Source organism: Pseudoalteromonas sp. CO325X (genome assembly GCF_004208955.1).
Taxonomy (GTDB): domain Bacteria; phylum Pseudomonadota; class Gammaproteobacteria; order Enterobacterales; family Alteromonadaceae; genus Pseudoalteromonas; species Pseudoalteromonas ruthenica.
In genome coordinates this window covers 113,155-139,405 of record NZ_SGPG01000017.1, presented here as the reverse complement: position 1 = coordinate 139,405, position 26,251 = coordinate 113,155, and the positions used below count along the sequence as shown (strand labels likewise).

At 48.4% G+C, this 26,251-nt stretch carries 22 protein-coding genes and 2 tRNA genes; 11 read left to right on the top strand and 13 right to left on the bottom strand.

Translation table 11 applies throughout. The features are described from left to right. Positions 1-58 precede the first annotated feature (58 nt). Positions 59-3,451: a S8 family serine peptidase gene (locus tag EXT46_RS08965; protein WP_130146772.1), complete on the bottom strand. Its 3,393-nt coding sequence runs from the start codon at positions 3,449-3,451 to the stop codon at positions 59-61. Between the two features lie 162 nt (positions 3,452-3,613). After that, positions 3,614-4,249, bottom strand: coding sequence for a cytochrome b/b6 domain-containing protein (locus EXT46_RS08960; protein ID WP_130146770.1), 636 nt, complete (start codon positions 4,247-4,249; stop codon positions 3,614-3,616). 82 nt (positions 4,250-4,331) lie between these two features. On the opposite strand from EXT46_RS08960, the gene EXT46_RS08955 reads away from it, so the two are divergent. Next, positions 4,332-5,048 carry an AzlC family ABC transporter permease gene (locus tag EXT46_RS08955; protein ID WP_130146768.1) on the top strand — a complete coding sequence of 239 codons (717 nt, stop codon included), beginning with the start codon at positions 4,332-4,334 and terminating at the stop codon, positions 5,046-5,048. Beyond that, complete coding sequence (locus EXT46_RS08950) at positions 5,048-5,347, top strand: AzlD domain-containing protein (protein WP_026111113.1); 300 nt, start codon at positions 5,048-5,050, stop codon at positions 5,345-5,347. Before EXT46_RS08955 ends, EXT46_RS08950 begins: the two co-directional genes overlap by 1 nt. Positions 5,348-5,380: 33 nt before the next feature. Here the strand turns inward: EXT46_RS08950 and EXT46_RS08945 are convergent, their stop codons facing one another. Further along, a complete protein-coding gene (locus EXT46_RS08945) occupies positions 5,381-5,569 on the bottom strand; it encodes a hypothetical protein (protein ID WP_130146766.1) in 189 nt (62 codons plus the stop codon). A 340-nt stretch (positions 5,570-5,909) separates the two neighbouring features. Between EXT46_RS08945 and EXT46_RS08940 the strand changes: the two genes are divergently transcribed. After that, a complete protein-coding gene (locus EXT46_RS08940; RefSeq protein WP_130146765.1) occupies positions 5,910-6,701 on the top strand; it encodes a YggN family protein in 792 nt (263 codons plus the stop codon). Between the two features lie 9 nt (positions 6,702-6,710). On the opposite strand, the gene EXT46_RS08935 is transcribed toward EXT46_RS08940, so the two are convergent. After that, positions 6,711-8,156: a PLP-dependent aminotransferase family protein gene (locus EXT46_RS08935; RefSeq protein ID WP_130146845.1), complete on the bottom strand. Its 1,446-nt coding sequence runs from the start codon at positions 8,154-8,156 to the stop codon at positions 6,711-6,713. A 92-nt stretch (positions 8,157-8,248) separates the two neighbouring features. On the opposite strand from EXT46_RS08935, the gene EXT46_RS08930 reads away from it, so the two are divergent. After that, positions 8,249-9,196, top strand: a complete 948-nt coding sequence (locus tag EXT46_RS08930) for a DMT family transporter (RefSeq protein WP_130146764.1) — start codon at positions 8,249-8,251, stop codon at positions 9,194-9,196. Here the strand turns inward: EXT46_RS08930 and EXT46_RS08925 are convergent. Then, entirely contained in the window at positions 9,153-10,016 is an 864-nt protein-coding gene (locus tag EXT46_RS08925; RefSeq protein ID WP_165381093.1) for a diacylglycerol kinase family protein, read from the bottom strand. The genes EXT46_RS08930 and EXT46_RS08925 overlap by 44 nt on opposite strands. 277 nt (positions 10,017-10,293) lie before the next feature. On the opposite strand from EXT46_RS08925, the gene EXT46_RS18890 reads away from it, so the two are divergent. The 4 genes from EXT46_RS18890 (at position 10,294) to EXT46_RS08910 (ending at position 11,919) form a co-directional block, all read left to right on the top strand. Further along, positions 10,294-10,434 (top strand): hypothetical protein, encoded by a 141-nt coding sequence (locus EXT46_RS18890; RefSeq protein ID WP_022944967.1) that lies wholly within the window; start codon positions 10,294-10,296, stop codon positions 10,432-10,434. Between the two features lie 173 nt (positions 10,435-10,607). After that, positions 10,608-10,698, top strand: a tRNA-Ser gene (locus EXT46_RS08920). 23 nt (positions 10,699-10,721) lie between these two features. Further along, positions 10,722-10,814: transfer RNA gene (locus tag EXT46_RS08915), tRNA-Ser, on the top strand. A gap of 490 nt (positions 10,815-11,304) precedes the next feature. Next, a complete protein-coding gene (locus tag EXT46_RS08910; RefSeq protein ID WP_022944966.1) occupies positions 11,305-11,919 on the top strand; it encodes a flavin reductase family protein in 615 nt (204 codons plus the stop codon). On the opposite strand, the gene EXT46_RS08905 is transcribed toward EXT46_RS08910, so the two are convergent. Both EXT46_RS08905 and EXT46_RS08900 read right to left on the bottom strand, forming a co-directional pair. Beyond that, positions 11,897-13,012, bottom strand: coding sequence for an aminotransferase class V-fold PLP-dependent enzyme (locus EXT46_RS08905; protein WP_130146762.1), 1,116 nt, complete (start codon positions 13,010-13,012; stop codon positions 11,897-11,899). The two genes, EXT46_RS08910 and EXT46_RS08905, sit on opposite strands and share 23 nt — an antisense overlap. Beyond that, entirely contained in the window at positions 13,012-14,187 is a 1,176-nt protein-coding gene (locus tag EXT46_RS08900; RefSeq protein ID WP_130146761.1) for a monodechloroaminopyrrolnitrin synthase PrnB family protein, read from the bottom strand. The genes EXT46_RS08905 and EXT46_RS08900 overlap by 1 nt, the downstream gene beginning before the upstream one ends. 116 nt (positions 14,188-14,303) lie before the next feature. Here EXT46_RS08900 and EXT46_RS08895 point away from each other — a divergent pair, with 116 nt between their 5' ends. From EXT46_RS08895 to EXT46_RS08885, 3 genes are all read left to right on the top strand, one after another. Next, positions 14,304-14,789, top strand: a complete 486-nt coding sequence (locus tag EXT46_RS08895) for an Lrp/AsnC family transcriptional regulator (protein WP_045979413.1) — start codon at positions 14,304-14,306, stop codon at positions 14,787-14,789. Positions 14,790-14,869: 80 nt separating this feature from the next. Next, on the top strand, positions 14,870-16,210 hold the full coding sequence (locus EXT46_RS08890; RefSeq protein ID WP_130146760.1) for an alpha/beta fold hydrolase: 1,341 nt from the start codon (positions 14,870-14,872) through the stop codon (positions 16,208-16,210). Between the two features lies 1 nt (position 16,211). Continuing rightward, positions 16,212-17,351 (top strand): GNAT family N-acetyltransferase, encoded by a 1,140-nt coding sequence (locus EXT46_RS08885; protein ID WP_130146759.1) that lies wholly within the window; start codon positions 16,212-16,214, stop codon positions 17,349-17,351. Here EXT46_RS08885 and EXT46_RS08880 read toward each other — a convergent pair. The 6 genes from EXT46_RS08880 to EXT46_RS08855 form a co-directional block, all read right to left on the bottom strand. Next, positions 17,322-17,918, bottom strand: coding sequence for a DUF938 domain-containing protein (locus EXT46_RS08880; protein ID WP_130146843.1), 597 nt, complete (start codon positions 17,916-17,918; stop codon positions 17,322-17,324). The two genes, EXT46_RS08885 and EXT46_RS08880, sit on opposite strands and share 30 nt — an antisense overlap. Beyond that, entirely contained in the window at positions 17,911-19,983 is a 2,073-nt protein-coding gene (locus tag EXT46_RS08875; RefSeq protein ID WP_240701111.1) for a S9 family peptidase, read from the bottom strand. Before EXT46_RS08875 ends, EXT46_RS08880 begins: the two co-directional genes overlap by 8 nt. Positions 19,984-20,041: 58 nt before the next feature. Beyond that, positions 20,042-20,611: a hypothetical protein gene (locus tag EXT46_RS08870; protein ID WP_022944957.1), complete on the bottom strand. Its 570-nt coding sequence runs from the start codon at positions 20,609-20,611 to the stop codon at positions 20,042-20,044. A gap of 211 nt (positions 20,612-20,822) precedes the next feature. Further along, complete coding sequence (locus tag EXT46_RS08865) at positions 20,823-23,945, bottom strand: efflux RND transporter permease subunit (protein ID WP_130146757.1); 3,123 nt, start codon at positions 23,943-23,945, stop codon at positions 20,823-20,825. Between the two features lie 9 nt (positions 23,946-23,954). After that, the gene (locus EXT46_RS08860) at positions 23,955-25,049 is read right to left on the bottom strand and encodes an efflux RND transporter periplasmic adaptor subunit (RefSeq protein WP_240701116.1); all 1,095 of its coding nucleotides are present in this window, start codon (positions 25,047-25,049) and stop codon (positions 23,955-23,957) included. Between the two features lie 329 nt (positions 25,050-25,378). Continuing rightward, on the bottom strand, positions 25,379-25,993 hold the full coding sequence (locus EXT46_RS08855; protein WP_040643146.1) for a PQ-loop domain-containing transporter: 615 nt from the start codon (positions 25,991-25,993) through the stop codon (positions 25,379-25,381). Between the last annotated feature and the right edge of the window lie 258 nt (positions 25,994-26,251).

Sequence of the window (26,251 nt, the reverse complement as noted above, 5' to 3'; positions counted from 1 at the left end):
GAACACCTATAAAAAACGGCGCCTTCAGGCGCCGCTTTTATGTCCATCGCTCAACGAATTAGCTGCGACGACGACGCAACCACATCAGTGGTGCCATCAGTAGCGCTAGCCACCCTAATGAGCCCGAGCTAGTGCTCTTCTTCACAGGAACTTGAGGCTGTGGTTCTGGTTGCTCAGATGCTTCATCAGCTAGGTTAGTGACATTGACCATCACCGTTGCCGTGTTAGAAATATTGCCGCGGGTATCTGTGGCAACAACTTCAAACATCACCTGTTCAAGACCACTGTCGTAATCAAGCTGTTCGGCATTGGCCACAACGACCTCACCATCGCTGTTGATATCAACGGCGGTCGAGCTTGAGCTCACAACAATAAACTCTGAAATAGCGCCAGCAAAGGTCGCATTGCGCTCAGCGGTAAGTGTACCAATGACCGTACCTTGCTCAGTGTTTTCGTCTACCGAGAACTGCGCATCAGCCAAACTAGGCGCCACTTGCATATCATTGCGTGGTGAAGTGACAATGGCTTTGGCACCATTGGTAGATAGAATAGTGAAGTTAGCGTCAGCAAATAAGAACTGTGCACTTTCCCCTGGAGCAATACTCTGTACTTCATCACCTTGAGCATCGACTGCCATTGCCACAATTTGTGCAGGTGCGAAGTTATAGTTACCTTGAGCGGTATCAACGGCGTTACTGCCACCTGTTGGGAAGTTATCAGGCGCAGTTCTGAAACGTACCGTAGCATTGACATTGCCCAAGTCCGCCGCAGTCAAACCATAATCACCAATACAATTTTGCAGTGTTACGTAGTTAGTCGCACTGTCGAAGTACAAGTTACTAAGGTTACCGCTTAATTGACCATAAGGCGTTGTAAAGGTAATAGGTGTAGGTGTCGGGCCATCAAACAGCGAGTAGTTCACTGAATGTGCTGTGACATCCCAGCGGCCATCACCATCCATATCAAAATCTGCGGCAAAGCCACCCATATCAGCGTGGGCTACAGGCTGGTCAACAACCAAAGTTGTAAATACGCCATAGCCTGATTCACAGAACGAGGCTGGCACAGCCAATGTCTCGACACTGCCTGCAACAATATCTAAACGACCACCATCACCCACTTTGTCTGTTACTGTATTCTCAACAATCACCGGTGTCAGCTCCGCCGCACCTTGGTTGTGCAGTGTATAAACGACACCTTGCTCACCTTTTTCAGCGCTGATCACAGGTTTTGCCGCTGCACGTGGAAGTACATGATAAACCAAGTGCAAGGCCTGTTCACCGCCTTCACTAAAGACCAAGGCACCATCTAGCTCTGAGTCTGTCAGCAACTCAGTCGCTGCTAAGGTGTCAATATTGCTGCCACTTAGCTGCCACTCTGGTAATGTTGTAGGGTCAATAGTCATAGCCACTTCAAACTCGACGGATTGGCCCGCCGGAATAGTCACTGAGGTGGGATACTCAGCCATTAAGCTGCCGCGTTCAACATCATCTGCAAAACGCTGCTCTAAACTGAGCTCATATGTCTTAGCACTGCTTGAGAAGTTCTTAACTACCACGGTTTTAGTCATCGTGGTTGTCTCACTTAAGCTTTGCAGCCCAAATGATAACGCAGCTTGGTGCGTGTCTTTTGCCCAAGCCGCTACCGGTAGGTTCGCAGCCTTTTCAACGTCAACCAAACCAGAGCCAATGGCGCTAATCGGTGCCATTGCTGCGTTCTCATCAAGCGCACGTGGGGTGACGGTAACATCAAGGTTTGCCGCGTTCATCAAGGTTGCTTTAAGTTCCATCGCGTTGCGCTCTGGTAAAGCCTCTTTAAGCATACTGATAGCACCCGCGGTAATTGGGCCTGAGAATGACGTGCCTGTTGCTCCAGAAAGCCCTGTGCCTGTGCCAGGCTCGGCGGTCATGATATTAACACCGGGGGCAGTGATCTCAGGTTTTAATAGGCCGCTGACCGAAGGTCCACGAGAGGTGAAATCGGCCATCGCACCAGGTGTTGCCACTAACTCAGAGGAAATATTGAAGCTAGCGCCGCCTTTCAATTGCGCCCCAGTGGCAAAAGTAACCCCCACTGATGGAATACTCACTGCTTCGTCAAACCCGCCCATAGGCGCAGGCGTGCCATCATCAACGTTATTGGCGATAATCACAAAAGCAGCGCCCTTAGTTTGGGCAGCCAGTACTTTATCAGTGAAGTTACAACCACCACGGTCCACTACTACAGCCTTGCCTGTAAAATCAACACCTTCAGCAAAAGGCTCACAAGCGGTTTGGTTGGCATCTGGATAAACCAGCTCAATGTCATCGCTGCTAAAGCTGAACGCACCTGGGCCAAAATTGGCGCCCTGAATGACAGCTTCTTCACCTGCCACTGTGCCTTCAGCCACACGAGTCTCATCCGTTGGGTGAGTCATGGCTCCCACGGAAAGTGCATTTTCAGTGGTGCTTGGGCCACCAACGATAAATGGATATGCACCATCGTTGCCGGCAGAGATAACTACACTTGTACCTAACTTGGCGGCACGATTAATAAATAAGCCTACCGCATCTTCCGCAAGGTCACCGTAATCGCCACCTAAAGACATGTTAACTACATCGACGCGGTCTTCAATATCCATGTCGCCATTGGGGTCCATCGCTGATTCTAGCGCCAGTAATTGTGCAAGCCCTGGACAACCACCGCCACACACGGAATACACAAACAACTCTACATTAGGTGCAATCCCCGTTACCGAGTGTGAAACATGTGTACCGTGGCTCGTGCCGAAGTCAATCGGATCGGCATCATCATTAAAGTAGTCATAACCACCTTTAACAATACCTTGCGGCCAAGTTACCGTCGTTGGGTCTGCAGTGGCTGCGTCATAAGCCGCTTGCGTGCCCTCACCACCAAACACTGCGTGGGTATAATCAATGCCGGTATCAAGCACAGCCACTCGGACTCCTTCACCAGTTGCGATTTGGCTCTCAACTAAGGGCGTTGCTTTAATGTAATCAGCGCTATCAGCAACATTAAGCTCGTAGTCGTAAACCGGGTAGATTTCTTTCACATCCTCGTGTGCCAGCACTTTTCTCACTTCGGACTCATCGCCGTTAACGACAAGCGCATTAACCAGCTTAGTAGTGCGTGTGATCACATTGAGATTTAAATCGGCGCTTTGAATATCACTTAATACGCGCTCTTGTGCTTGCGAGATATTCGCACTTTGCGTGGCTTGCTGATCTTTGCTTACAGAAAACATCGGCTCACTGTTAAGCTCAATAAGCCAAGATACAGCGCGTTTGTTCTGTTTTTTGATTTCGCCAAGTTGGCGCTCAATTTTGCTTTGATGCTGCGGTGTAAAAATTTTATTCTGTGGTTCTAGCTCTGAAGCTGCGACTTGAGTGCCAAGCAAGGCAGACGACACGCCCAGTGCTAATGCACTCAATTTGAGTTTATTTGAAGCCATAATTTTCCTCTGAAAGACATCATTATTGTTGTTGTTCAATTGCAACTATAATGAAAACAAAAAGAGGAGCAAGATTAAATTAATGTAAAACCATTATAAGCAAGATAGAAAGCGGGCTATGCCCGCTCAATGGGTCACCATGAATATGTAACAAAGTATGTTTTAGACAAGACTTACTAGTGGCTCGTAACCCCATGTACATAACAACGCAGCCAGTATAGCTGCAAAAACGACGAACGCGGGCCAAGCAGGCTTGACTGCCGTTGTTTCTTGCAATGCATTATTGCGACCGGTAATCATCGCTGGCACCAGTCTTTTACCTTTCAATGCATAAATCACAATAGCAGCAATATGCAAAACAATGGCGGCTAGGATCAAGTCAAAGTTTTGATGGTGCACAGAGGAGGCCCATTCAACCCAATCATAAGACACATACTGGACTAAAGGGCCATCGGTAAGAATATCGTCTGTGGTCATCAATCCGCTGAGCAATTGCACCAATAACAGCGCAAAAAATACCAACACCATATAGCTACCCGCCGCATTGTGTCCGGCCACTTGTTCGCTTTGTCTGAGCGCCCTAAACACGGCTTTGGGTGAGTGTAATAACCGGCGCAAACGAGCACTTTCGCTACCAAAAAGCCCCCACAATAGACGAGTTGCAAGCAGTGCTAAGGTAATGTAGGCAAGCACAAAGTGTAGCGCCATCTCTCCTTCTTCCGCAGAGAAATAGAGGCCTGCGAGACACAGTACTAACCCCCAATGAAAAAAGCGTATAAACCCATCCCAAACTTTCATTTTTGACTCCTTAACTTGGCAATATTGCGATTATGCCAAACTCTGTGTCATGCTGCGTGCTTGATCGTAAAAAACTTTGCTTATGTCTGCTGTTACAAACGCTAAAAACCGAACCCGCTTACATCGACTGGCCTTTATCAAAGGTCAGCTCGATATGTTGCCGCTAAACTTAGCGGTTTTACCTTGGGGGCTATTATGTGGCTCGTTGGCAATGCAAAATGGCTTCAGCGCCTGGGAAACGCAATTGATGTCGTTGTTGGTCTTTGCCGGCTCGGCGCAACTGGTGGCCATCGAGCTTATCGCCGATCATACGCCACTGCTGACACTGCTGTTTACCACCTTCATTATTAGCTCTCGCCATTTTCTGTATGGTCTGGCAGTACGCCAGAAGGTGATTAGCCAACCGCTGCGCTGGCGCTTGCCCGTCAGCTTCGTGTTAACCGACGAGCTATTCGCCTTTTCCCATCACCGCAAGGCATATCAAACGAAAACTCGCCTTATTTATGCGCTCAGCGCCGGCTTTAGCTTTTATGTGGCCTGGAATATATGGACTTTACTGGGCATCTTAGCAGGGCAACTATTACCCGATTTAACCAATTTAGGCTTAGACTTTGCCATCGCCACCACTTTTATTGCCTTGGTTGTGCCCACCATAAAAAACAAAGCAACCTTAGCCTGCGTGGTGATCACCGGGATTTGCGCCGCCACTTTCAAGGCTTGGGGCCTGGAACTCTGGCTGGTACTCAGTGCCCTAAGTGGTATGGCAGTGGGCTACGTGGTCAGTAAGGATAGCCAATGATACTCACTACCATAGTGCTTATGGCATGTATCACCTTTGCCAGCCGTTACCTGTTTTTACACCGCGCCTTACCCTTTCGGGTCGGGCCGAAACTGCAGCGCTTTTTAAGTTTCAGTGCGCCGGCGGTACTGACCGCTATTTGGGTGCCCATTGTCCTCCTTCCTGAGGGGCAGTGGCATATTAGTTATCGCAATCCTTATTTACTGGCCGCCGTGCTGGCCATTATTGTTGCCTATCGCAGTAAAAGTATCTATCTCACTACCTTAGTAGGGATGGCTGCTTATTTTCTACTGCGCTAAAAACAAAAAAGGGGCTTTCGCCCCTTCCTAACTTTACTCGTTGAGGTAATCGTCAAAATCATCGTAGCCGAGATTTTTCCGCAACTTACGCTGCTCTAGATAATCATCGAGCTTCTTTTTGACCTTGCGCTTACGACGGTCATGTTGGTTACGCCCCATCGCTTCGTATTCATCTTCAACAAATTCGTCATCAAACGCATCATAGGAATATGTTTTACCCACAATACACTCCAGTTAATTACAATCATTGTGCGCAGTTAAACCTTAGTTTCACCACGACCGAGAGCCGAGGCCCTTGAAGTGAATAAATAGCCGCAAATGGCAAAACTGGAAAGTGAGATTTTTTTATCGTTTCAACAAATATCTTTTATTGATGATGATCATCAATGTGCGACTTTCACTAACATCTTGCTAAAAACGGCTAAAAGTTAGTTGTTTTTTTAATCTCTAGTAAAGGCTAATTTTATAAGCCTAATTAAACTATTGTTTATTATGAAAAAATAATTTTGGCATCGAATTTGTAATAAAGCTCTCGTAACAACAATCAACGGGAATAATGACAATGAAAACGACAGCAGCCCTTCTTTTGGCATCCATGACGGTAACCACAGGCGCACTGGCACACGAGCAAAAGCCAGACAACCTCTCATTTGGTTCGCAACAGTGTGATATTGAGTTTAAAAGTGATATTCGTATCAACCCGGAACGCATACAAATCACCAATGTCGATAATCAACACATGGTCTACGATGGTCAGCAGCTCTTGGTCGATGGCCAGGTTATGCCCCTGACTGCAGCTCAGCAGCAAGCACTGGATAACTACTCTCAGCAACTACGTAGTTATGTGCCTGAGGTTGCCCAGATTGCCCTTGATGGTGTGAAAATAGCCGGTGTGGCCATTGAGGAAGTGAGTGCAGCGTTTGGTATTGAGCATAATGACGCGTTGCAGCAGGTCGTGGATAACATTGGCAGCAATATCGAGCATAGCTTTTATCAAAATGGCGAGTTTGTGATGGGCAAGCAAAGCTTTGATGAGCTAGGAGACGATATTGAGCAACAATTCGATGAAAACTTTGAGCAAGCCGTTGAACAGGCGATGGTGCAATCCATGGGCAGTGTGCTGATGGCGCTGGGCTCACAAATGGTTAGCTCAGGTGGCGACATGGATGAGTTCGAGCAACGCATGGAGCGCATGGGTGAGCAAATTGAACAGCGCGTTGAGCTTCAAGCCGCCAATATTGAACAGCGCGCAGACGCCCTGTGCCATTCATTCTCAGAGCTGGCCGAGCAAGAGGCACAGCTGGTGAGCATGGTCCCAGAACTAAGTGACTTCCAGCTCCTAATTACTAAATAGCTGAAAGAATCACCCCTTTCGCACTTGCTGGCAGAGCGCTCCCAACCGCGCTACTGCCACTTCCACTTTATCGCTCCAAGGAATACCATAACTCAGGCGCACACATTGACGATACTTATCGGTAGCACTAAATATTGAGCCCGGTGTGATGCTGATCCCCGCGTCCAACGCCAAATGAAAAAGCTCAATCACGTCGTACTGGCTTGGTAACTGCAGCCACAATACACAGCCGCCCTTGGGGTTGGTCATCCGCGTTTTTTCCGGAAAATGCTGTAACACCAGCGCCCGCATGCGCTCCTTGTTCAAGGCTAAACGCTGGCGTAGTGTACGTAAGTTTTTGTCGTAATCGCCACTGCTCATAAACTCGTACAGGGTCCACTGATTCATCAACGATGATGAACAGCTAATCGCCCGCTTTAAGCGTCGCGCTTGCGCTGCATACTTACCGGCAATCATCCACCCGACGCGATAACTCGGCGCCGCTGTTTTGGAAAGCGACGAGCAGGTGATCACTTGCCCGCTGCGAGAAAAGTATTGCGCCGGTTTAGCATGACTATGTTCATACGCCAATTCACCATACACATCATCCTCAATAAGCACCGCCCCTCGCTCCTCAATCATGCGCACCAGTTGCTGGCGACGCTCATCGGACATTTGCGAGCCCAAGGGGTTGCTAATTGTAGTAGAGAAAATACAGGCTTTGATGTCGTGCTCTGCAAAGGCACGCGCCAAATCATCTGCACAGACACCTTCTTCCGGGCACATTGGGATCTCTATGGCTTTCAGTCCCAAACTTTCAATCATCTCAATGATGCCGAAGTAACAGGGCGATTCGATGGCGACAATATCACCCATTTGCGTAACGCATTGCAACGCAATATTTAATGCTTCTTGCGCGCCATTGGTAATAATGAGTTCGTCACTATTCACACCGATGGCAAAATCTAAATATCGACCAATGATCTCTTTTTTTAACGGTGCAAAGCCATCCAGTGGGCCATAGTTAATCGCTTGATCGCCAGCTGCGTTCATCACCTTGCGCATGGTTCGGCTCAGTACTTTATCGGTGGCACTCACCGCCACCGGGTTGGCGATCCCCAGCGGGATCACGCCGGGCTGATGTAAGCCATCAAATACCTGCTCAATCAATGCCTGCTTGTTAACTGCCACGGGCGAGCGCGCCAGTCGCGAGCGCTTTGGCTGGCTGCACGGGAGTACCGCCGCATTTAAGTAAAACCCAGACTTTTCCCGGGCGCTAACCACCCCTTGACGTTCTAGCTCCTGATACGCTTGCTGTACCGTAGGAATACTAACCGAGAGCTTCTGCGCCATGGCCCGTAGCGAGGGAAGTTTTTCCCCTGCATTCAAGGTGCCGTGTTGCTGCATATCTTTAATCAGGTCGACAACTTGCTGATAAAGATAAACAGCGCGCTGCTTATTAATCGTCCGCGACATAATCTGTATAGGTGTCAAAATCACTTTTCTGTGTATGTACAGTATACAGAATCACTTTAAAATACCACCTTTTACGATCACGAGAATTCATCATGAACAACATCCTGCTTTATGTGGTCACTGTGCTCATTTGGGGCTCAACTTGGCTGGCGATTGAGTTTCAAATAGGTAGCGTCCCCGTGGAGGTATCACTATTGCTGCGCTTTGCCATAGCAGCGCTATTGATGTGGGGGTATGTGCTCATCAAGCGCCTCCCTATGCGTTTTAATCGCCGCGATCATGTCTTTTTTGCCCTATTAGCATTGTGTAATTTTGGCGTGAATTACCTTATTCTCTATTGGGCACAAGCCTATTTAACCTCGGCACTAGCCTCGATTGCGTTCAGTATGCTGTTGTTGATGAATATCATTAATACCAAGCTGTTTTTCTCTCGTCCCATCGCCAAACGCATTTATTTTGGCGCCCTACTGGGCGTGGTAGGGATTGCCGTACTGTTTTGGCCGGCAATTTCGTCGTTGGATCTAAACAATGGCGTATTAATTGGCTTGCTGCTGGCGTTGTCCGGTACTTTAGTGGCATCGTTAGGGAATATGGTCAGTGTTCGTAACTCACAAGCCGAGGTCGGAATTTTACAAGGCAATGCTTGGGGCATGTTGTATGCAACCCTAGGTTTAAGCTTATATGTATTACTTACTGGCGCCAATGTCGACTTCGCAACAACCACAATGAGTTACTGGCTATCGCTGCTTTACTTAAGCACCTTTGGTACGGTCATCGCCTTTGCCTGCTACTTCGTGCTATTAAAAAATATTGGCCCTGAGAAAGCCAGTTATGTGATCGTCTTATTCCCGCTCGTAGCCGTAGTATTAAGCACCCTATTTGAAGGCTTTGTATGGCAAGCGAACACCGTGTATGGCTTTGCCTGTGTACTACTTGGTAATGCCATTGTGCTCACGCCAGTGCACAAAATAACGGCTCGCTTTCGTAAGCCCCGTGTTACCGAGGTACCACAAAAAGCAGTGCGTCCGCTTGGCAGCTAATCACGGCGGGCGTGGTGCCAAGATATTCGCCATCGGCTTCAATACCCAACCCTACAGTTGTCACCTCACAGCGCTTTATAACCGCTGTGGTGATCTGTGCAAGGCGGGTATGCGCGCCAATGTAACTAAGTAATAGCGCCACGGCTTGGCGCAGTGGCGCGCCTTGAGCAACACTAAGGTAACTTAGGGCGCCGCTTGTCACATTGGCATCCGGCGCGACCTTCATGCCACCACCAAAAAACTGACCGTTGGCAAAGCAGCACATCAGCTGGCGTTGGTTTGTCACCTTGCTATCAATTTCTACCCTGACCTGCGGGTTAGAGTAGGTATACAAATGCTTGAGCCCCTCCCAGCTGTATCGCCAACGGGCTAATCGGCCTTTTTTATTTTGCGTTGCGCGCACCACCTCAGCGTCATAACCAACTCCAGCCACATTAATAAAGTAACGATCGTTGATTAGCCCTAAGTCGATACGCTGCGCCGGTGCCCGCAAAGCTGTAGCTAACCAATGCGCTTGGCTAACACGCCACTGCCGAGCAAAGTCGTTGCCACTGCCACAGGGGATCAATGCCACCTCAACAGCAGTGTAGGCAAACGCATTAACAACCAAGTGTAAAGTGCCATCGCCACCGAGCACCACGACCCTTGTTAAATCATTGCTAAACGCTTTCAAACGTTTTAAGTCACGCGCAAAATCCCCGGATGTAGCCAGGCAGGAATAACCAATAGCCGCTTGCTGCAAGCATTTTTCGAGTTGGTCGAGCGCCTTTTTTTGATAACTGGGGTGATAGACCACCAACCAAGATGAACAAGTCGGCAAATGGACTCCTTGAAACAAATATGTTTTATCTGAATAAATATGCAGCCTATTTTAATGCAGAAAGCTTATCGAGCTTTAAACCCTTAATATAATAAGGATCGAGGTAAAAGCATACAAATATAATCATGCATAAAACACGCTAAAGCGAAACTTAACAAAAGCAAAATACATAAAAAAAAATTATGCGAAAGGGCCAAAATTTATCGTTTTATTTTTAACCACTTCAGCCTCACAATAGCCATGTTTTCAGACACAGACATAGCGCGGAGCAACCAAGATGAACCCAGTAAACACATTAAACCAAACGGCAGCAAGCCAAGTTGCAGTGAAGCCCAGCAAGCGCAAAGCAAAAATGCTGGCAAAGTTAAACCGCTTCGGTAAGGAACTCGCTCTTAGTGGCGTCGTTCGCTACAAGTAATAAGTTAGCTTAATGTTACTTTGGGTGTAAGGCACCAACCAGCTTTACACCCTCAACCTTCCCCTCATCGCAGTCTAAAATACCCTCTATTTCACTGAATTAGCACAAAAATCAAGCAAACGACCGTTTTTCTATTTACACCTGCGTTTTGCCTCAGTATTATCCTAGCCCATGGAGAGATGGCAGAGCGGTTGAATGCACCGGTCTTGAAAACCGGCATGGGTTAATAGCCCATCTAGGGTTCGAATCCCTATCTCTCCGCCACATTTTACAAACTGATTCGCGCCGGAGAGGTGGCCGAGTGGCTGAAGGCGCTCCCCTGCTAAGGGAGTATAGGGTTTGTAGCCCTATCGAGGGTTCGAATCCCTCCTTCTCCGCCATTAGTTAAGTTAAAAAACCGCACATTGTTGCGGTTTTTTGCTTTTCGGCGTTCAGTCGCAAGCGTCCGGCCTCCGGCGTCTCAGAACTTGCGAAGCAATACTTCGATTTCTTCGACCCTTCTCCGCCATTAGTTATAAAAGAACCCGCACTAGCTGCGGGTTTTTTTATAACTAAATTTCGAGAAGGCGGACTTGGTGAGCCCCCTCCGTTCGACAAAATGTCCGGAACATTTTGAGCCGCGAAGGCGCCCGTAGGGGCGAGTACAGGACGTGCGAGCGCTTATCCCGACAACCGCTATCAAAACCCGACCACCTTACTCGCGGCTTTTTATAATTAAATTTCCAGTAGGCGGACTTGGTGAGCGCCCGTAGAGGCGAGTACAGGATGTACGCGCGCTTATCCCGACAACCGTTATCAGAACCTGGCCTTTACTTTTTCACCACGTTTGCCACCATAGCGCCCCGTTATCAACAGCGATGAATATTCACTATGCTACTACACACCCAAGACGCAGAGTCTAGCCAACAACTTTATCAGCACCTTGTCGGTGCCATCACCCCTCGCCCTATTGCTTGGGTCAGCACCCGCAGCGCCACTGGCGTCGATAATGTCGCTCCTTACTCATTTTTTAGCGTGGCCAGCTGCCAACCGCCGGTGTTATCAGTTACTCATGTGACACCGCGTACAGGAGAGCCGAAAGACACATTGAAAAACCTACTGGCAACCAAAGAATGTGTCGTTAATATCGTTACTGAAGACTTGCTCACGGCGATGAATCAAAGCTGCGCCAACTACCCAAGTGATATCAGTGAATTTACGGCCGTGGGTATTGATAAACACACTAGCCACAGTGTATCGGTGCCAGGCGTTGCCGCTGCGCCAGTACGCTACGAGTGCACGCTGCGAGAGGTGATTGAACTTGGCTCAGAACCGGGAAGCGGGCAGGTGATGTTGCTTGACGTTAAAACCATCGACATTGACGATGCTCTGTTGGTCGATGGTCGCATCGCACCGGAACGTTTGCCCACTATAGGGAAGCTAGGTGGCGATGCCTACGCACATACCACCCGTCAAAGCGTGCTTAGTCGCCCAGTACTCGATTAGTGACGCTGAGTAACGCCGCAATATCTTGCTCATCATTGTAGATGTGCGGTGAAATACGAATACCCAAGCGGCGTTCATCGACGCTGATACAGGCTTTGTTTAGTTCCGCTAGCAGGGCCTGTTGATGACGTCCGCCATGGACAATCAGGGTACCACTGCGCTTCTCGGGCTCCTTCGGCGAGACAATCCACTGCTGCAGTTGCGACCACAGCAATTGTTGCATGGCCAGGTTATGGTTACGCACCTTATCGATGCCGTACTCATTGAACCAGCTAATACTGTGCGCGGCCAAAACATAAGGTGCAATATTGGGGGTGCCGCCCCAAAAACGTAAGGCACTGGGATGGTAGTCAAAATGATGAATATCAAATTCAAAAGGATTGCTGTGGGAAAACCAGCCCACGTCTTTGGGCTGACAGTGCGCTAATTGCTGCTCACTAACCCATAAGTAAGCGGCTCCTGGCCCACCACAGAGCCATTTTACGCTCGAGCCGATCATAAAGTCGGGTGCCACTGCGGTTAAATCCAAAGGGATCACCCCCGCTCCCTGAGCTACATCGATTAGCGACAACACTCCCCGCTTTTTCGCGTACTCACAGATATGAGCAACCGGGGCCTGCTGCCCAGAGTTGGAATACACCTGACTAACAAACACCAAATCAACCTCAGTGTCTAAGTAATGCTGCCATACCTGAGCATCACTGACATCTTCGTGAGCCGGTATAAATCGCAGCTGACAATCCTCAGGTAAGGCTTTTTGCAGCACAAAGCCCATGCTCGGGAAGTCTTGCTCACTGAGCAGCACTTTGCATCCACCTCTCGTTAGCCGTGGGTGGGCCATCAGCAGCTTGGTCAATGCACTGGATAAATTAACCTGCGGGCAAAATTGCCCAGCAGAGCTATTAAACAACCTCGCGAGTGCTTGAGTAAACTGTTCAATAGCCTGCAGCCATTGTGACCAAGGCTCTTGTTGGCCCTGCTGCCAAGGCGCAAAGAATGCCTCATTGAAGGCGTGCTGTGCGGTTGTTAATGGCCGACCCACCGAGTGGCTGAGTAAGTAGGGCCCTTGTGGTAATGCAAAGGTATCTTTCATTAGTTGTCCACCAACGCCGTTAATGTGGCGATATCGTGATAACGGGTGTGAATATCATCGCGCTCACGCGCGGCGCGCTTATCGCGCAGGTTAGCGAGTTCGGCTAACAGCACAGGTAAGGGCGGCCCACTGGCCGTTACCTTAGTTTGATGCTGGCTACCAAGATTTTCATTAGGAATACGAATATACTTATCAACCAGTTGGTTATGATGCTGAATTGCCGTTTGCCCATGCAATTTACACACCCTCAAAAATGCTCTGAGGTTTTGCTGAAACCAAGAACTGCTATGCTGCTGCGGTGCCACCGCTAAAAACTCATCCATAATCGATGGCAAACGCATGCAATTGCGCAGTACGCGCTGATCTTCTGGCATCATGTATAAAAACTTCTCTACCAGCATTTGTGAATAAGCCGGTTCATTAGCACAACATAACCCCAACAACATATCGATTACGTTAATACCAGCAAAATCACCGGCATTGGCGCCCCGATAGACCTCTTTGCCAACCCGATAAGGCTTGTAGTAAGGGCGCACGGCATAAAAGAACTGCTGTGCATCAAGGTGCTGAAATAAATAGCGGTTACTTTCCAGTACATCTTTTAGCGCTTGTTCAGCCACTAACAATAAATCAGGAACCACAGGGTGAGAAATACCCAAAGGCTGGATACGCAACAACGCATCGGCGGCCCGCTTGAAGGCCACTATGCCCTTAGTGTTGTAGTCAACAAACAAGCGTTCATCGGGCAGATCAGTAAAGCGTTTATATTGGCCATTAATAGCGTGATTATGAGTGGTTAAATGCGCCGTTGCAAAGCGAGGGGTAACGCCTATGGACGCGCCAATGTGCATAGCCAGAGTCGACGCTTGTTGCAGCGGAGAATGCGTTTCTCGTGACGGCTCGGTGATTTCATGACGCCGACACGCCGCCATATATAAGCCAACATTGCCGAGCAAATCAAAGGCACTATCGAAGCCCTCATCGGTATTGCCCTCATCAACTAAATTAGCTATTAACGCGTCTCCTTCGTCTGTGAGTTGCTGCTTCAGTGCATCGCCGACACCATGGACATTGGCACGATCGGCCTGTGCTTGGTAGCGCTGTTCTAATTGATTATTAATTTCGACAAAGCGACTGCGGATCCAGTCATCAAATTGCTGTGCGTGCGGTGTCATAGAAGCTACTAAAATAATGCCTTACATAAGGTAAAAATAGCATAAAGCCGGTGGTGCTTTTTATTAACCTCCACTAATATAAACGTATAAAAACAATAAAAATCACCATTTAATTAATGATAAATAGCGATAACCACTCAAAAATTAAAATAGATGCCAAAGACCTGCAGTTACTTGCGCTGCTGCAAGACAATGGCCGGATGAGTGTCAGCGAGTTAGCGCAGCGCGTTAATCTGTCAGATACTCCTTGTATTCGCCGCATCACTAAGCTGCAGCAAGCCGGCTATATTCGTGGTTACCATGCCCGTTTAAATGCCCAACAACTGGGGTTTCATGTTACCGTCTATGCGCTTATTAAATTGCAGCAAAACTCCGCTCAGGCCGCCGATAACTTCGAAAGCCAGGTGGATGGCTTTTTAGCGGTGCAGGAATGTGCGGTGATCACCGGTGAGTACGATTATTTGCTAAAAATTATTGCCAAAGATCTCGGTGACTACGAACACTTCGTCAAACATACTCTCGGAGGCCTTGCGGAGATTGCTGCCATTGACTCCACCGTGGTTTTAAAACAACGTTTCTCTCGCTGGCAGCTGCCGCTGTAGTTGTATATACAGGGCGCTACCAGCTAGCTGTCAGTACAGTGCTTTGGTATGCTGCTAACTTGGATTAATGGAGTACTCCCATGCGTATCATTATTTTTATGCTGATGTTGATCAGCGGTGTAGGCCACAGCAGCGAAACTTGCCTCGATATAGTCACCGATGTCGACACTATAATGGCGGCGAAAGAACAAGGCCGCTACCGCTACGCCATTGGTGATGGCCAAGCTGCGGTTGATATCAGCGACAACCCTAGCTTTGCTACCTATTTACGCCGTGCCAATCAGTGGCTAAAGACACACAACCCCCGCGCCCACACTCCTTGCCCCGTAAACACAGCCACAGTGCAACTGTTGCAGCAGCAACAACAGCTTCCTGCCAATACTCAGGTGCATCATTTACTCAGCCCATTTGAGCTGCGTCAGCATAATAATGACAAGGTCGCGTTGCTGTTTCACGGCCTCACAGACTCCCCTTTTAGCTATCATAGCCTCGCAGCCTATTTATATCGCCAAGGTTTCACCGTGCGGACAGTACTGTTACCAGGCCATGGAAGTGCCGCAGCTCAGCTTCAGGACGCCGAGTTTTCGCAGTGGCAGCAACTTGCTCGCTATGCCATAAACCGTGCCGCTAACGAGTTCGAACAGGTGGTGATTGGCGGCTACTCAACCGGTGCGGCGTTAGCCATGGCCGAGCTTGTAGCAGAGCCTGATAGAGCCAATATCCGCGCCCTTATGCTTTGGTCTCCCGCCAGTGAACCACATAATAAAAATGGCTGGCTAGCAAAGTGGATTGATCGGGTACCGTTCGTAAACTGGATCGATAAAGACGCCGACATAGATTTCGCCAAATATGAAAGCTTTCCTTTCGCTGCCGCAGCCCTAGCCCATCAAGCCATGTCGCGTATTAGTCAAGATACGCTGGCTGAAGCCGAGCTACCCAATATTCCGTTATTTGTTGTTCAAAGCGAGGTTGATACCACCATTGATGCACGCGCGACCTTAAATATGCTTAAGGTATGGCATGACCCGCAAAAGCGTCCGCAAACTCGGCACGATATGTTGGTATTTTATGGTCAACAAGAAACTGCCAGAGCATGGTTAGGGCCCACGATCGATATTCGTAGTTATTCTTGTCAGCGCGGGCATCCCCCTTGTGAGAACGTTATTGATATCTCTCATATTGGTGTGGTCAATGCGCCACAGCACCCGTACTATGGTCGGCAAGGGCTATACCGTAATTGCGGCAGCTACTTAGAGGATGATGCCCGCTACCGCCAATGCAAAGTGGGTGAGGTGATCGTCGGTGAGCGCACCGCCGCTAACCTCTCGCAGCAGCAGCCGCTCAAACGCCTGACCTATAACCCGTTTTATGCGCAGCTAGAGCAAGATATGAGCGCGTTTTTAGCTCGGGTCATGCAGTAACATGACGGCACTGACGCATCGCTTCTTTACGTCGGTCACCGAGGTTGGACAACCCACTTGGCAACGGTTTTTCAGCGCTCACCCTTTTAGCCAATATTCGTTTATTTACGCCCTAGAGCAATCCGGGAGCGCCTGCGCACAATCCGGCTGGCAGCCCTACCACCTAGGTTTATACCGAGGTGAGGAGCTGGTCGCCCTATGTATAGGCTATATAAAGTCTCACTCTTATGGCGAGTATGTATTTGATTGGAGTATTGCCGAGGCCTATCAGCGATACGGCTTTGACTATTACCCTAAATGGCTTAGCGCCATCCCCTTTACGCCCATCACCGGCCCGCGTATCGCTTACCGTGATATTGACCCACAACAAGCGGCTGTCGCCCTCGCCAACGCCCTAGATCACGAAGCCGAGCGACAACAATGGTCGGGGTGGCATATCAACTTTTACAATGACGACGTCAGCCAACACTTGGCAAATACTCCTTTACTAAAACGCCAAACAGTACAGTTTCAGTGGCGCAATAACGGCTATAATAACTTCGAACACTTCTGTAGCGCACTGAAGTCTCGTAAGCGCAAACAAGTGTTAAAAGAACGAGCACAGATTGCGGCGCAGCAGTTGCGGGTACAAGTGCATCAAGGCCGGGAAATTAGCCCCGAGTTAATGCATGCAATGATCCGCTTTTACCAGCAAACCTACCTCAAGCGCTCAGGCCACCTGGGCTATTTAAGCGCAGATTTTTTCACCCAGCTACTCACGCTGATGGCTGACCATTTGGTCATTATCAGCGCTTGCCACCAAGGCACCATCGTCGCCGCAAGCCTTTATCTGCGCGACCAGCAAACCTTGTACGGTCGATATTGGGGTTGCGATGAGCAATTCCAGCACTTGCACTTCGAACTATGCTATTACCAAGGTATTGAATTGTGTATAAACGAGGGGCTAACAACCTTTAATAGCGGCGCTCAAGGGGAACATAAAATCGCCCGTGGCTTTGCGCCGATTTTCACCCACTCCTGCCATCGCTTTTGTGACAGCCCATTCACCGCCGCATTAACGGACTTTGTGGCTCGCGAAAGTGCGCAGCTAGACTTGTATAGACAACAATGCTTAGCGCTTAGTCCGTTCAAAATGCAGTAACTGATTATTCGCAGGCATCGCTACATCATCAATTAAGGTCAGCCCCGCTTGCTTGGCTAAGGTGACCAGCCATTGTTGCTCCCTAATACCACTGCGTGGATCGCGTTGTTTGAGCATGGCATCAAACTGTGCATTGCTGGCACTGGTGAACTGACCTTGGTACTTAAAAGGCCCGTAAATACATAACTGGCCATGCAATGGCAAATGCTCACTAACCCCTGCAAAGAACGCCTCAACCAGCGCTTCGCTAACAATATGAAGGGTATTGGCAGTGAACATACCATCTGGTTGCGATACCGGCCAAGGCTCACCGATATCGAGAGACAATGGCGGTAACAGGGTGTCACACTGTGCCTCTTGCAACCATAGCTCGATGCCATCATGGTTAGCAGGTAAATCGCTGGTTTGCCACAATAAGTGCGGCAATCTAGGAGCGAAATAAGCAGCATGCTGGCCAGTGCCCGAGCCAATCTCAAGCACCTGCTCAGTATTTTTAAAAATACGCTGTAATTGCGCCAATATTGGCGCTTTATTGTTTTCACACGCCTGTGAAAAAGGTTTATTGATGCTCATCTTCAGCCAAAGTATGTAGGAAGAAGTTAAACTCAAGGGCTTTCTCTTGCAGGCTTTTGAAACGCCCAGAAGCCCCACCATGACCCGACTCCATGTCGGTTTTAAATAACAATAGATGATTATCGGTTTTGTATTCGCGCATTTTCGCAACCCATTTCATCGGTTCCCAGTACTGCACTTGTGAATCATGCAGCCCAGTGGTTACCAAAATATGGGGGTAATCCTGCGCCTTGATATTATCGTACGGGGAATAAGCCGCGATGGTTTGATAATCGCCCTCGTCGTTGGGGTTACCCCATTCATCATACTCGTTGGTGGTCAGCGGAATGCTCTCATCCAGCATGGAGGTCAGCACATCAAGGAAGGGCACATGACAGCCAATCGCACGATACAAATGCGGAGCTTGGTTAATGACCGCTCCCATCAGTAGGCCACCGGCACTGCCGCCGCTGGCGAACACTTTATCTTCGGCACCATAGCCCTTGGCAACCAGCGCCTCGGTAACATCAATAAAGTCATTGAAGCTATTTTGCTTATGTTTGAGCTTGCCCGCTTCATACCATTGCCGGCCCAGCATCTCTGAGCCACGAATATGCGCAATAGCATAGACGAAGCCACGATCGAGTAAACTCAGGATGGTGCTAGAAAAGCTTGGATCAATGGTAATGCCATAGGCACCATAGCCATACTGTAACAACGGGTTGCTGCCATCGCCATTAAATAAATCACGGCGGTATACCAAAGAAACAGGCACTTGCTCACCGTCACGCGCAGTGATAAACAAGCGTTCGCTGGCGTAGTCATCGGCATTAAACTCACCCACCACCTGCTGCTGCTTCAACAAGGTTTTCTCACCCGTGGCCAAATCAAACTCAAACAAGCTACCCGGCGTTGTTAAGCTCGAATAAAACACCCGCGCCTTACTCACATTCGGCTCGGGATTCATGGCCACACCGGCAAAGTAACAGGGGTCGGCAAATTGCAGTGGTATGGGCGTTCCCGCCACCTTGCCTTGGCGGTGCTGGTACACCACAAAGCCGATCTGCCCTTGCTGGCGCTCGGTGAGCAACCAATAGTGCTCAAACAGCTCGACACTCTCTAACAGCACATCCTCGCGGTGGGCAACGAGCTCTTGCCATTGCTGTAAGTCGGCTAATTGCGCGGCAGTGGCTTGCATAAAGCGGAAGTTCTTCGCCTGCCAATTGCTGACAATATAAAAGTGCTCACCTAGCTTATCAATATCATACAGGTGTCCTTGGGTGCGCGGCAGCAGCTCCGTTACTGCAGTACAAGGATTATCGGCATCAATAGCAAAGGTATGGCTGGTTTCTGTGGCTTCTAAATCGATAAAGATCAGGCTCTCGTCACGGCTTTTGCCCAGCCCCATGTAAAAGCTGCGGTCACTCTCTTCGTATACCAGCACGTCTTGCTCTTGCGCCGTACCTAAGCGATGACGAAACACCTGATAACCCAGCAGTGTTTGTTCATCTTTACGCACATAAAAAACTGTTTGGTTATCGTTGGCCCAGACTACCTGGCCTTCGGTGTTAGTGAGTGTGTCGCTAAGCAGCTCACCGGTGGCGATATCTTTAAACGCCACGGTGTAGATACGTCTTCCCGAGGTATCTTCGGCATAGGCAAGAAGCTGCTCATTGGGGCTCACTGCCACCTCACCTAAATCATAGAAGTCATGGCCTTGTGCAAGCTGATTAACATCCAACAGTAGGGTTTTATTTTCACCATTAAAACTGGTGGCACGAAAATGTCGGCCGTACTCTTCATCACCACTGACTTCGCTGTGATACCAATAAGCGCCATCTTTGACCGGCACGGTATTGTCATCTTTCTTAATGCGCCCTTTGAGCTCGGCGAACAGCTGTTGCTGGCGCTGCGCAGTAGACGAAAGCATTTGCTGACAATAACGATTTTCCGCCTCTAAGTGCGCGAGAACTTCGGGGTTTTCACGCTTATCGTCACGCATCCAATAGTAATCATCTTGGCGCTGCTGACCATGGTGGGAAAGTAAGTGGGGAACCTTTTTGGCGATGGGTGCTTGCACAAATGACCTCAATACACTGAAACTGAGCCGTCAGTGTATCATTTGCTCAACAGGGCGACTATTCCTCTACTTCTTGCCAAGCTGTTTGCCAATTTAAGCCAACGCCTGGTTCGTATTGATCGTGGTTTTTACCACCCAAACGACACAGTTCGGTATACGGCCAAGGCTTGCAACGGTACACCTTACCAGTCGCTAAATGCAGTACTCGGTCACCAGCGCGATAGGACTCGTGGTTAACAGGAAAAATGTGATCATAGCCGGAAGCCATTTCTCCTACCTGATCTTGGCTTTTAGCTACACAGTTATAATTAATGACTACCTCAGTAATGCCACAGCGACTACTGGCATAAATTTCATTACCACGATAGCCAACAATCAATCCTTGCTCGGTCATGCGCCCAGCCTGCATTAAAGGAATATGAGTGTTAATGTATTGCGCCACTTCACGGGACCAATTCTGAGGTTCCCCTTGCTGGTCCGATTCAATATTGATGACAAAACTGAGATCTTTGACTAGCCCTTGGGTGTCGTATACTTCTACTTCAACCACGTCGCCACGGAACAACTGAGTATGGCTACTAAGCGTGCCCACGCTGATCCATTCACTTTCGGGTAAAGACTTCACCATTGCAAACCTCACAATTTGGCTTTCCTAAACAAACCAGGTAGCAACCCAATAAAGCTTAATTAAAACTTAAAGGTAACTTAATTTTTAACCAGCTGAAAGATTAATATTCTACTTTCACCCTTTGCCATAGCGCAATAAAGTATTGGTTTATTGAAGCAATATAATACTTTGATACTAAAAAAGGGAAGTCTCCTTCCCTTCTATTAGTTGCTTACGCCTTTGCCGCTTTTGGCCTGCGACTGAATAACTGCCAGAACTTAACAAATGCTCGGCGCACGTCAGCCAGTATCATATATAAGCAAGGTACTAAAATGAGTGTCAGTAAAGTTGCGTACATTACCGCAAAGCCTAATGCTACGGCCATAGGGATGACGAATTTAGCTTGTAGGCTGGTTTCGAACATAATGGGTAAGACACCGGCAAAGGTAGTAATCGACGTCAGGGTAATAGCACGAAAACGGGCGCAGCCACCCTCAACCACTGCCCTGGCCGTGCTGTGTCCTTCACGGCGCGCTTGGTTGACAAAGTCAGTCATTACCAATGAGTCATTGATAACCACACCGGCGGCGGCGATTAGGCCGAAGAAAGACATGGTACTGAGGTCAAGGCCGAACCAAAAATGTCCCCACAATGCTCCTGTTAAGCTGAACGGGATCACCGACATCACAATGAGTGGCTGGCTATAACTCTTCAGCGGCACAGCTAAAAGAATATAAACAATGATCATTCCCGCAATGAAAAACAGCATTTGCTCATTTGCCTGCGCTTGCTGCTCTTCAATGGAGCCGCCAAGCTCAGTTTTAACCGAAGGAAAGTCCTCTTTTAGCTGTGGCAGTAGGTCTTCTTTAATGCGTTTAACAACGGCTGTTGGCTCCACCATTTCTTCATCGATGCTGCCATACACATAGACGGTGCGGTAACCCCCCTCGCGGCGGATATAGCTCACACCCGGGCGCTCTTGAAGTTCAACCACATCACCTAACATCACTTCTTGACCGCTAGGAGTCATCACTACGGTGTGTTTTAACGATGAGAACGCCTCGCGCGTCAGTTTAGGGTAACGCACCATCACCCGTACTTCTTCACCATTGCGGATCACCCGTTGCGCTTCACCACCATAGAAACTTGCCCCAACTTGATTAGCAATATCTTGCAAATCTAGACCCAAGTCATAGGCCACTGGCTTGAGACTAAGCTGCACTTCCTTGCTTGCTGGGTCGATGGTTGAACTAATATCAAACAACCCCTTTTGCTGTTGCAGCATGGAGATAAACTGACGCCCAGCGGCATTAAGCGTATCAATATCGGAACCAAACAATAGGTAACCGAATTCGCCGTCCCCTCCCGGGTTACCGTTGACATCATCTTGGATAGTCAGTGATTTAATGCCGGCTATTTCTGGCATAGCTTCGCGCCAACGGCGCGACAGTTCAAAAGCGTTATAAGGGCGAATTTCCTCTTCAACGAGTGGCGCCAAAACTGTGGCTTCCGTGCGACCTTGGTTAAACACCAACAAATCACGCACCATTTTTTGCCCAGCTTGTTGTTCTGTTTCGCGATCAACTTCACGCACCATGGCTTCAATTTTTTGCACCGCTCGGATAGTTTGCATGTCCGAGGCATTGTCGTTCATCTCGATATTAATTTGCGGGAAGTCATGCGGCACTTTTGGTGTGGGAACCATGCGCACATGGTTGCTGGCTATAAGTGTAAAACTGAGCACTAACATACCGATGAAACCCAATAGCACCACCCAACGCCACTCGATGCACTTTTCTACCGTGCGTCGGTAAGGGCCATTAACGAAAGCAAAGAATCGAGTGTTAAAGCGCGTTCTGAACCCATCTTTTTTAATAGGTGGGAACTTAGTATGAGCGATGTGCGCAGGTAAAATCAGTTTTGATTCAATCAAGCTAAACGCCAAACACGCCATCACTACCACGGCGATACCGAAGAAGAAGGCTCGTTCAGGACCACTTGATAGTGTAAACGGCGCGAATACCGCCATCGTAGTAAGCACCCCGAAGGTCGCCGGTGTGGCGACACGTTTAGCGCCGCGCACCACATTTTCAACGCCACCGCCTTTTCTCTCAATTTCTGTATAGGCACTTTCGCCTATGACAATGGCATCATCCACCACGATTCCAAGTACCATGATAAAGGCGAATAACGATACGATATTGATACTAATGCCAAATAACGGCATGGTCATCAGGGCACCCAAGAAACAGACTGGTAAGCCCACCATCACCCACAGAGCCAATTTAAAACGTAAAAACAAGCTCAACATAATGGCCACCAAAATGGCCCCTTGGAACAAGTTTTTCAGCATCATGTCCAAGCGCGCATTGAGGTAGTAAGTCATATCCATCAAGGGGACAAGACGCACTCCAGAGGGGAGCGACTCATTCTTACTGTCGATATAGGCTTTAACTGATTCGGCTACGGGAATCATATTTTGTTCTTTGGTTGCTTTCACGCTGAGATAAATGGCGTTTTTACCATTGAACTTGAAATAACGCTCACCCTCGGTGAAACCGTCTTTTATTACCGCCACATCTTGCAGTAGGACCTTAGCGCCATTAGCACCAACTTTCACTGGAATAGAGCGGAACTCCTCACCAGAGTATGACTGCGCCTCTACACGCACAGAGATAATGCCGGCATCGGTACGTAATTGACCAGCGGAGAAGTTAGCCGAATAACGCCTTACCGCACTAGCCACATCATTAAGTGTGAGGCTATAACGGCGCAAAGTATCAGGCTTGATTTCAATAGCAATCTCATCGAGTGGCACATCGTTTTGCACCAACGACACATTGCTTAGCTGTAGTAACTCATCCTCAATGTTATTGGCTATAGGCTTGAGTTCTGTCAGAGGTAAATCAGCCACCAAAGACATGCCTATGACATCTTGGCGGAACTCTACTTGGCTAATGGTGACAGGCTCCATTCCCGCAGGAAAGGTCGCGATGCCATCAACACGCAGCTTAACTTTATCTAAAACATCGGTGAGCTCAACATCTGGGTCTATCTCTAACTGCGCGCTTCCTGAGTTGCGAAAGGCACGATACACCCCTTTTTCGATTTCAGTTACATCCTTAAGTGACTCTTCAATTTTGATCAGGATGCTTTCTTCAATCTCTTGTGGTGACGCCCCAGGGTAATTAGCCTGAACGGTGATATAGTTGACTTCAACATTGGGAAACATCTGCCGCTGGATGGTCATGTAACTCACGATACCCATAATGATGATGAATAACATCATCAAGTTGGCAGCCACAGGGTTATTGGCAAAGTAAGCGATAATGCCGGTTTGTTTTTGCTGTTGCATTATCGGCTCCTACAGTTGATCCGTTGTCTTGGGGCTATTTTCAGAGCTACTTACAGCTCCGGCAATACGCACTTCCATGCCTTCTTGCGGGTACTCAGGCAAAGTGACAACCACACGGTCGTCAGCATCAAGACCACCACTGATCAGAAAAAACTCATCTTCTTCACGTACCACTTTGACTTGTCGAGGTTGCAGCAGGTTGTCTTTATTCACCACCCACACCGTCTGGTTATTCACCAGCTCTTGGGGCAGGCGGAAAATCTCTTTCAAAGTTTGTCCGGCGAACTGCACTTGCACATAGCTGCCAAACTTCAGCTTAGGCAATTGCCCGTGCATAGCGTAGGGATCGTTAACACGCACCACCAAGTTACTCATACGCGTAGCGCTGTCGACCACGCCTAAATCGCGATCGATCACGGCACTGCGAGTGAAACCGTTTAAACCCTCCCGGATAATGGTGGCCGGCGTGCCAGCAACACGCTGTGGTAAAAAGGCACTGTCAAAACCAGCCACGGGGACAATCACTTCAGCCGTCTCGATATTGTTAAGTTCAGCTACTTGGCTACCAACAGAAACGAACTGTCCTTGGCCTACGTTTCGGCTGATCACTAAGGCATCGTAGGGGGCCCGGACTTCGCAGTTGTCTAAATCACGCTGAGCACGCTTTAACGCTGCTTCTGCTGATTTCACAGCAGCTTTGGCGCTGAGCACCTGAGGTTCACGCAGGAATAATGCTGAACGTTTTACACCCGGCGTACGGGCAGCTTCGTCTTTAGCGACGTCTTGTTGTGCTTGTTCCTCAATTAATGCCGCTTGGGCCCGAGCAAGCTCTGCTTCGGCTTGTAATACCGCCGCTTCATAGTTGTCTTTTTCAATAGTGAACAGCAGCTCGCCACGCTCAACAATACCGCCTGCAACAAAGCGTTCGTTCCAGCTTATCACCTCGCCAGTAACCTGCGCGGCAAGCTGAGTGCTTTCAAGAGGCCGTACCTCACCATATGTGGATAGCAACACTTGATGATCGTTGGCCGCAAGCTGCTCTACCTCAACGACTGGGCGTGTATCAACTTGCTTGGTCTCATCTGGCTTCTTTGCCGACACCATAACAGCGGCTCCAGCAAGCCCCGTTACTAACACGACTCCGAACGCCACCAACAACTTTTTCAGTACCTTGTGCATACCCACTTACCTTGATAAATCTATACTCACGTTATATTAACAAGTTGCCGTGTATAAGTAAGGTGACATTTGTAAGGAAGTATTACTACTTTGCAGTTTCTTTACACCACGGCATCACCTGTAGCCATGACCGATAATACGTATCAACAAGACGGAAGGATTAGGCGACTTGAAAGGGCGACAAGAGAGGGCATAAAGTGGGGTATTTTAACGATGAAAAAGGCTGCATACGGGCAGCCTTTTTTACTTCGAACTTATGCCATAGCAGGACGATGACGGTAATATTGAATACAGGCTAATTGCGCCGCATTGGTCAATAAGATCATCACAAAGTTAAGAATATGCGACACGCTGGGCGCCGCCATATAAAGTTCAGCCGTCAGACCAAAGCACCCTGCCAAAAGCTGCAACATAAAATAGCGCGCACTCAAGTTACTAACATCACCACTGCGCAAAGTTTTATAGGTTTGTGGCATAACGCGAATTGAGCTCATAACCAGACCAACATACGTCAGAGCGATAAGCAGACTATCGGCATCAACGTAAGGGCTAGCCAATAAAGAGAACGGCGCCACGCTGAATAGTAGCATGTACAATAATTGCTTACGCTGCTTGGCTGCGGCATCGTAACGAAGAAAATAGTACAAAATAAGGCTACTGAGCATACCGGTCACCACAAAAGGTAAAACCATGTAGTAACGCTCAAAAAATAGGTTGAAGGCAATAAAGTAAATACTTTGCGCTACGCCAAAACTCATCATAAGCAAAGAAAGCCCAGAAACACTGCGGTTTTTGCGAACTTTATTTAGCATCGGCATAAAGCTAAAAGCTAAGATAAAAGACGAAATAATGGGCAAATACTCAGTCAAAGCAACCTCTTTTGTTAAACTAATCGTTAAAATAGAAAACAGGCCGTTAATAAACAAATAATTAATGTAAATACATGATTATTAACAACTTTTTGAAGGCGCGCATTGTATAGATGCTAGCCAACTAAGCAATAGCAATACGGCACTCAACGCACCATGCAAACGTAAAGATATAATTACAGTTTCAGCTTATGTTTACGCTTAACGAGTATGGTTGTATTATTTTTGATAATCGTTATTATTTGCATAACCGTCAGA

Coding starts and splice junctions, on each gene's coding strand:
- EXT46_RS08885 (WP_130146759.1), top strand. CDS start 16,212: ATGACGGCACTGACGCATCGCTTCTTTACGTCGGTCACCGAGGTTGGA.
- EXT46_RS08905 (WP_130146762.1), bottom strand. CDS start 13,012: ATGAAAGATACCTTTGCATTACCACAAGGGCCCTACTTACTCAGCCAC.
- EXT46_RS08900 (WP_130146761.1), bottom strand. CDS start 14,187: ATGACACCGCACGCACAGCAATTTGATGACTGGATCCGCAGTCGCTTT.
- EXT46_RS08910 (WP_022944966.1), top strand. CDS start 11,305: ATGCTACTACACACCCAAGACGCAGAGTCTAGCCAACAACTTTATCAG.
- EXT46_RS08940 (WP_130146765.1), top strand. CDS start 5,910: ATGAAAACGACAGCAGCCCTTCTTTTGGCATCCATGACGGTAACCACA.
- EXT46_RS18890 (WP_022944967.1), top strand. CDS start 10,294: ATGAACCCAGTAAACACATTAAACCAAACGGCAGCAAGCCAAGTTGCA.
- EXT46_RS08860 (WP_240701116.1), bottom strand. CDS start 25,049: ATGGTGTCGGCAAAGAAGCCAGATGAGACCAAGCAAGTTGATACACGC.
- EXT46_RS08955 (WP_130146768.1), top strand. CDS start 4,332: ATGTCTGCTGTTACAAACGCTAAAAACCGAACCCGCTTACATCGACTG.
- EXT46_RS08965 (WP_130146772.1), bottom strand. CDS start 3,451: ATGGCTTCAAATAAACTCAAATTGAGTGCATTAGCACTGGGCGTGTCG.
- EXT46_RS08890 (WP_130146760.1), top strand. CDS start 14,870: ATGCGTATCATTATTTTTATGCTGATGTTGATCAGCGGTGTAGGCCAC.
- EXT46_RS08935 (WP_130146845.1), bottom strand. CDS start 8,156: ATGTCGCGGACGATTAATAAGCAGCGCGCTGTTTATCTTTATCAGCAA.
- EXT46_RS08870 (WP_022944957.1), bottom strand. CDS start 20,611: ATGGTGAAGTCTTTACCCGAAAGTGAATGGATCAGCGTGGGCACGCTT.
- EXT46_RS08865 (WP_130146757.1), bottom strand. CDS start 23,945: ATGCAACAGCAAAAACAAACCGGCATTATCGCTTACTTTGCCAATAAC.
- EXT46_RS08895 (WP_045979413.1), top strand. CDS start 14,304: ATGATAAATAGCGATAACCACTCAAAAATTAAAATAGATGCCAAAGAC.
- EXT46_RS08960 (WP_130146770.1), bottom strand. CDS start 4,249: ATGAAAGTTTGGGATGGGTTTATACGCTTTTTTCATTGGGGGTTAGTA.
- EXT46_RS08930 (WP_130146764.1), top strand. CDS start 8,249: ATGAACAACATCCTGCTTTATGTGGTCACTGTGCTCATTTGGGGCTCA.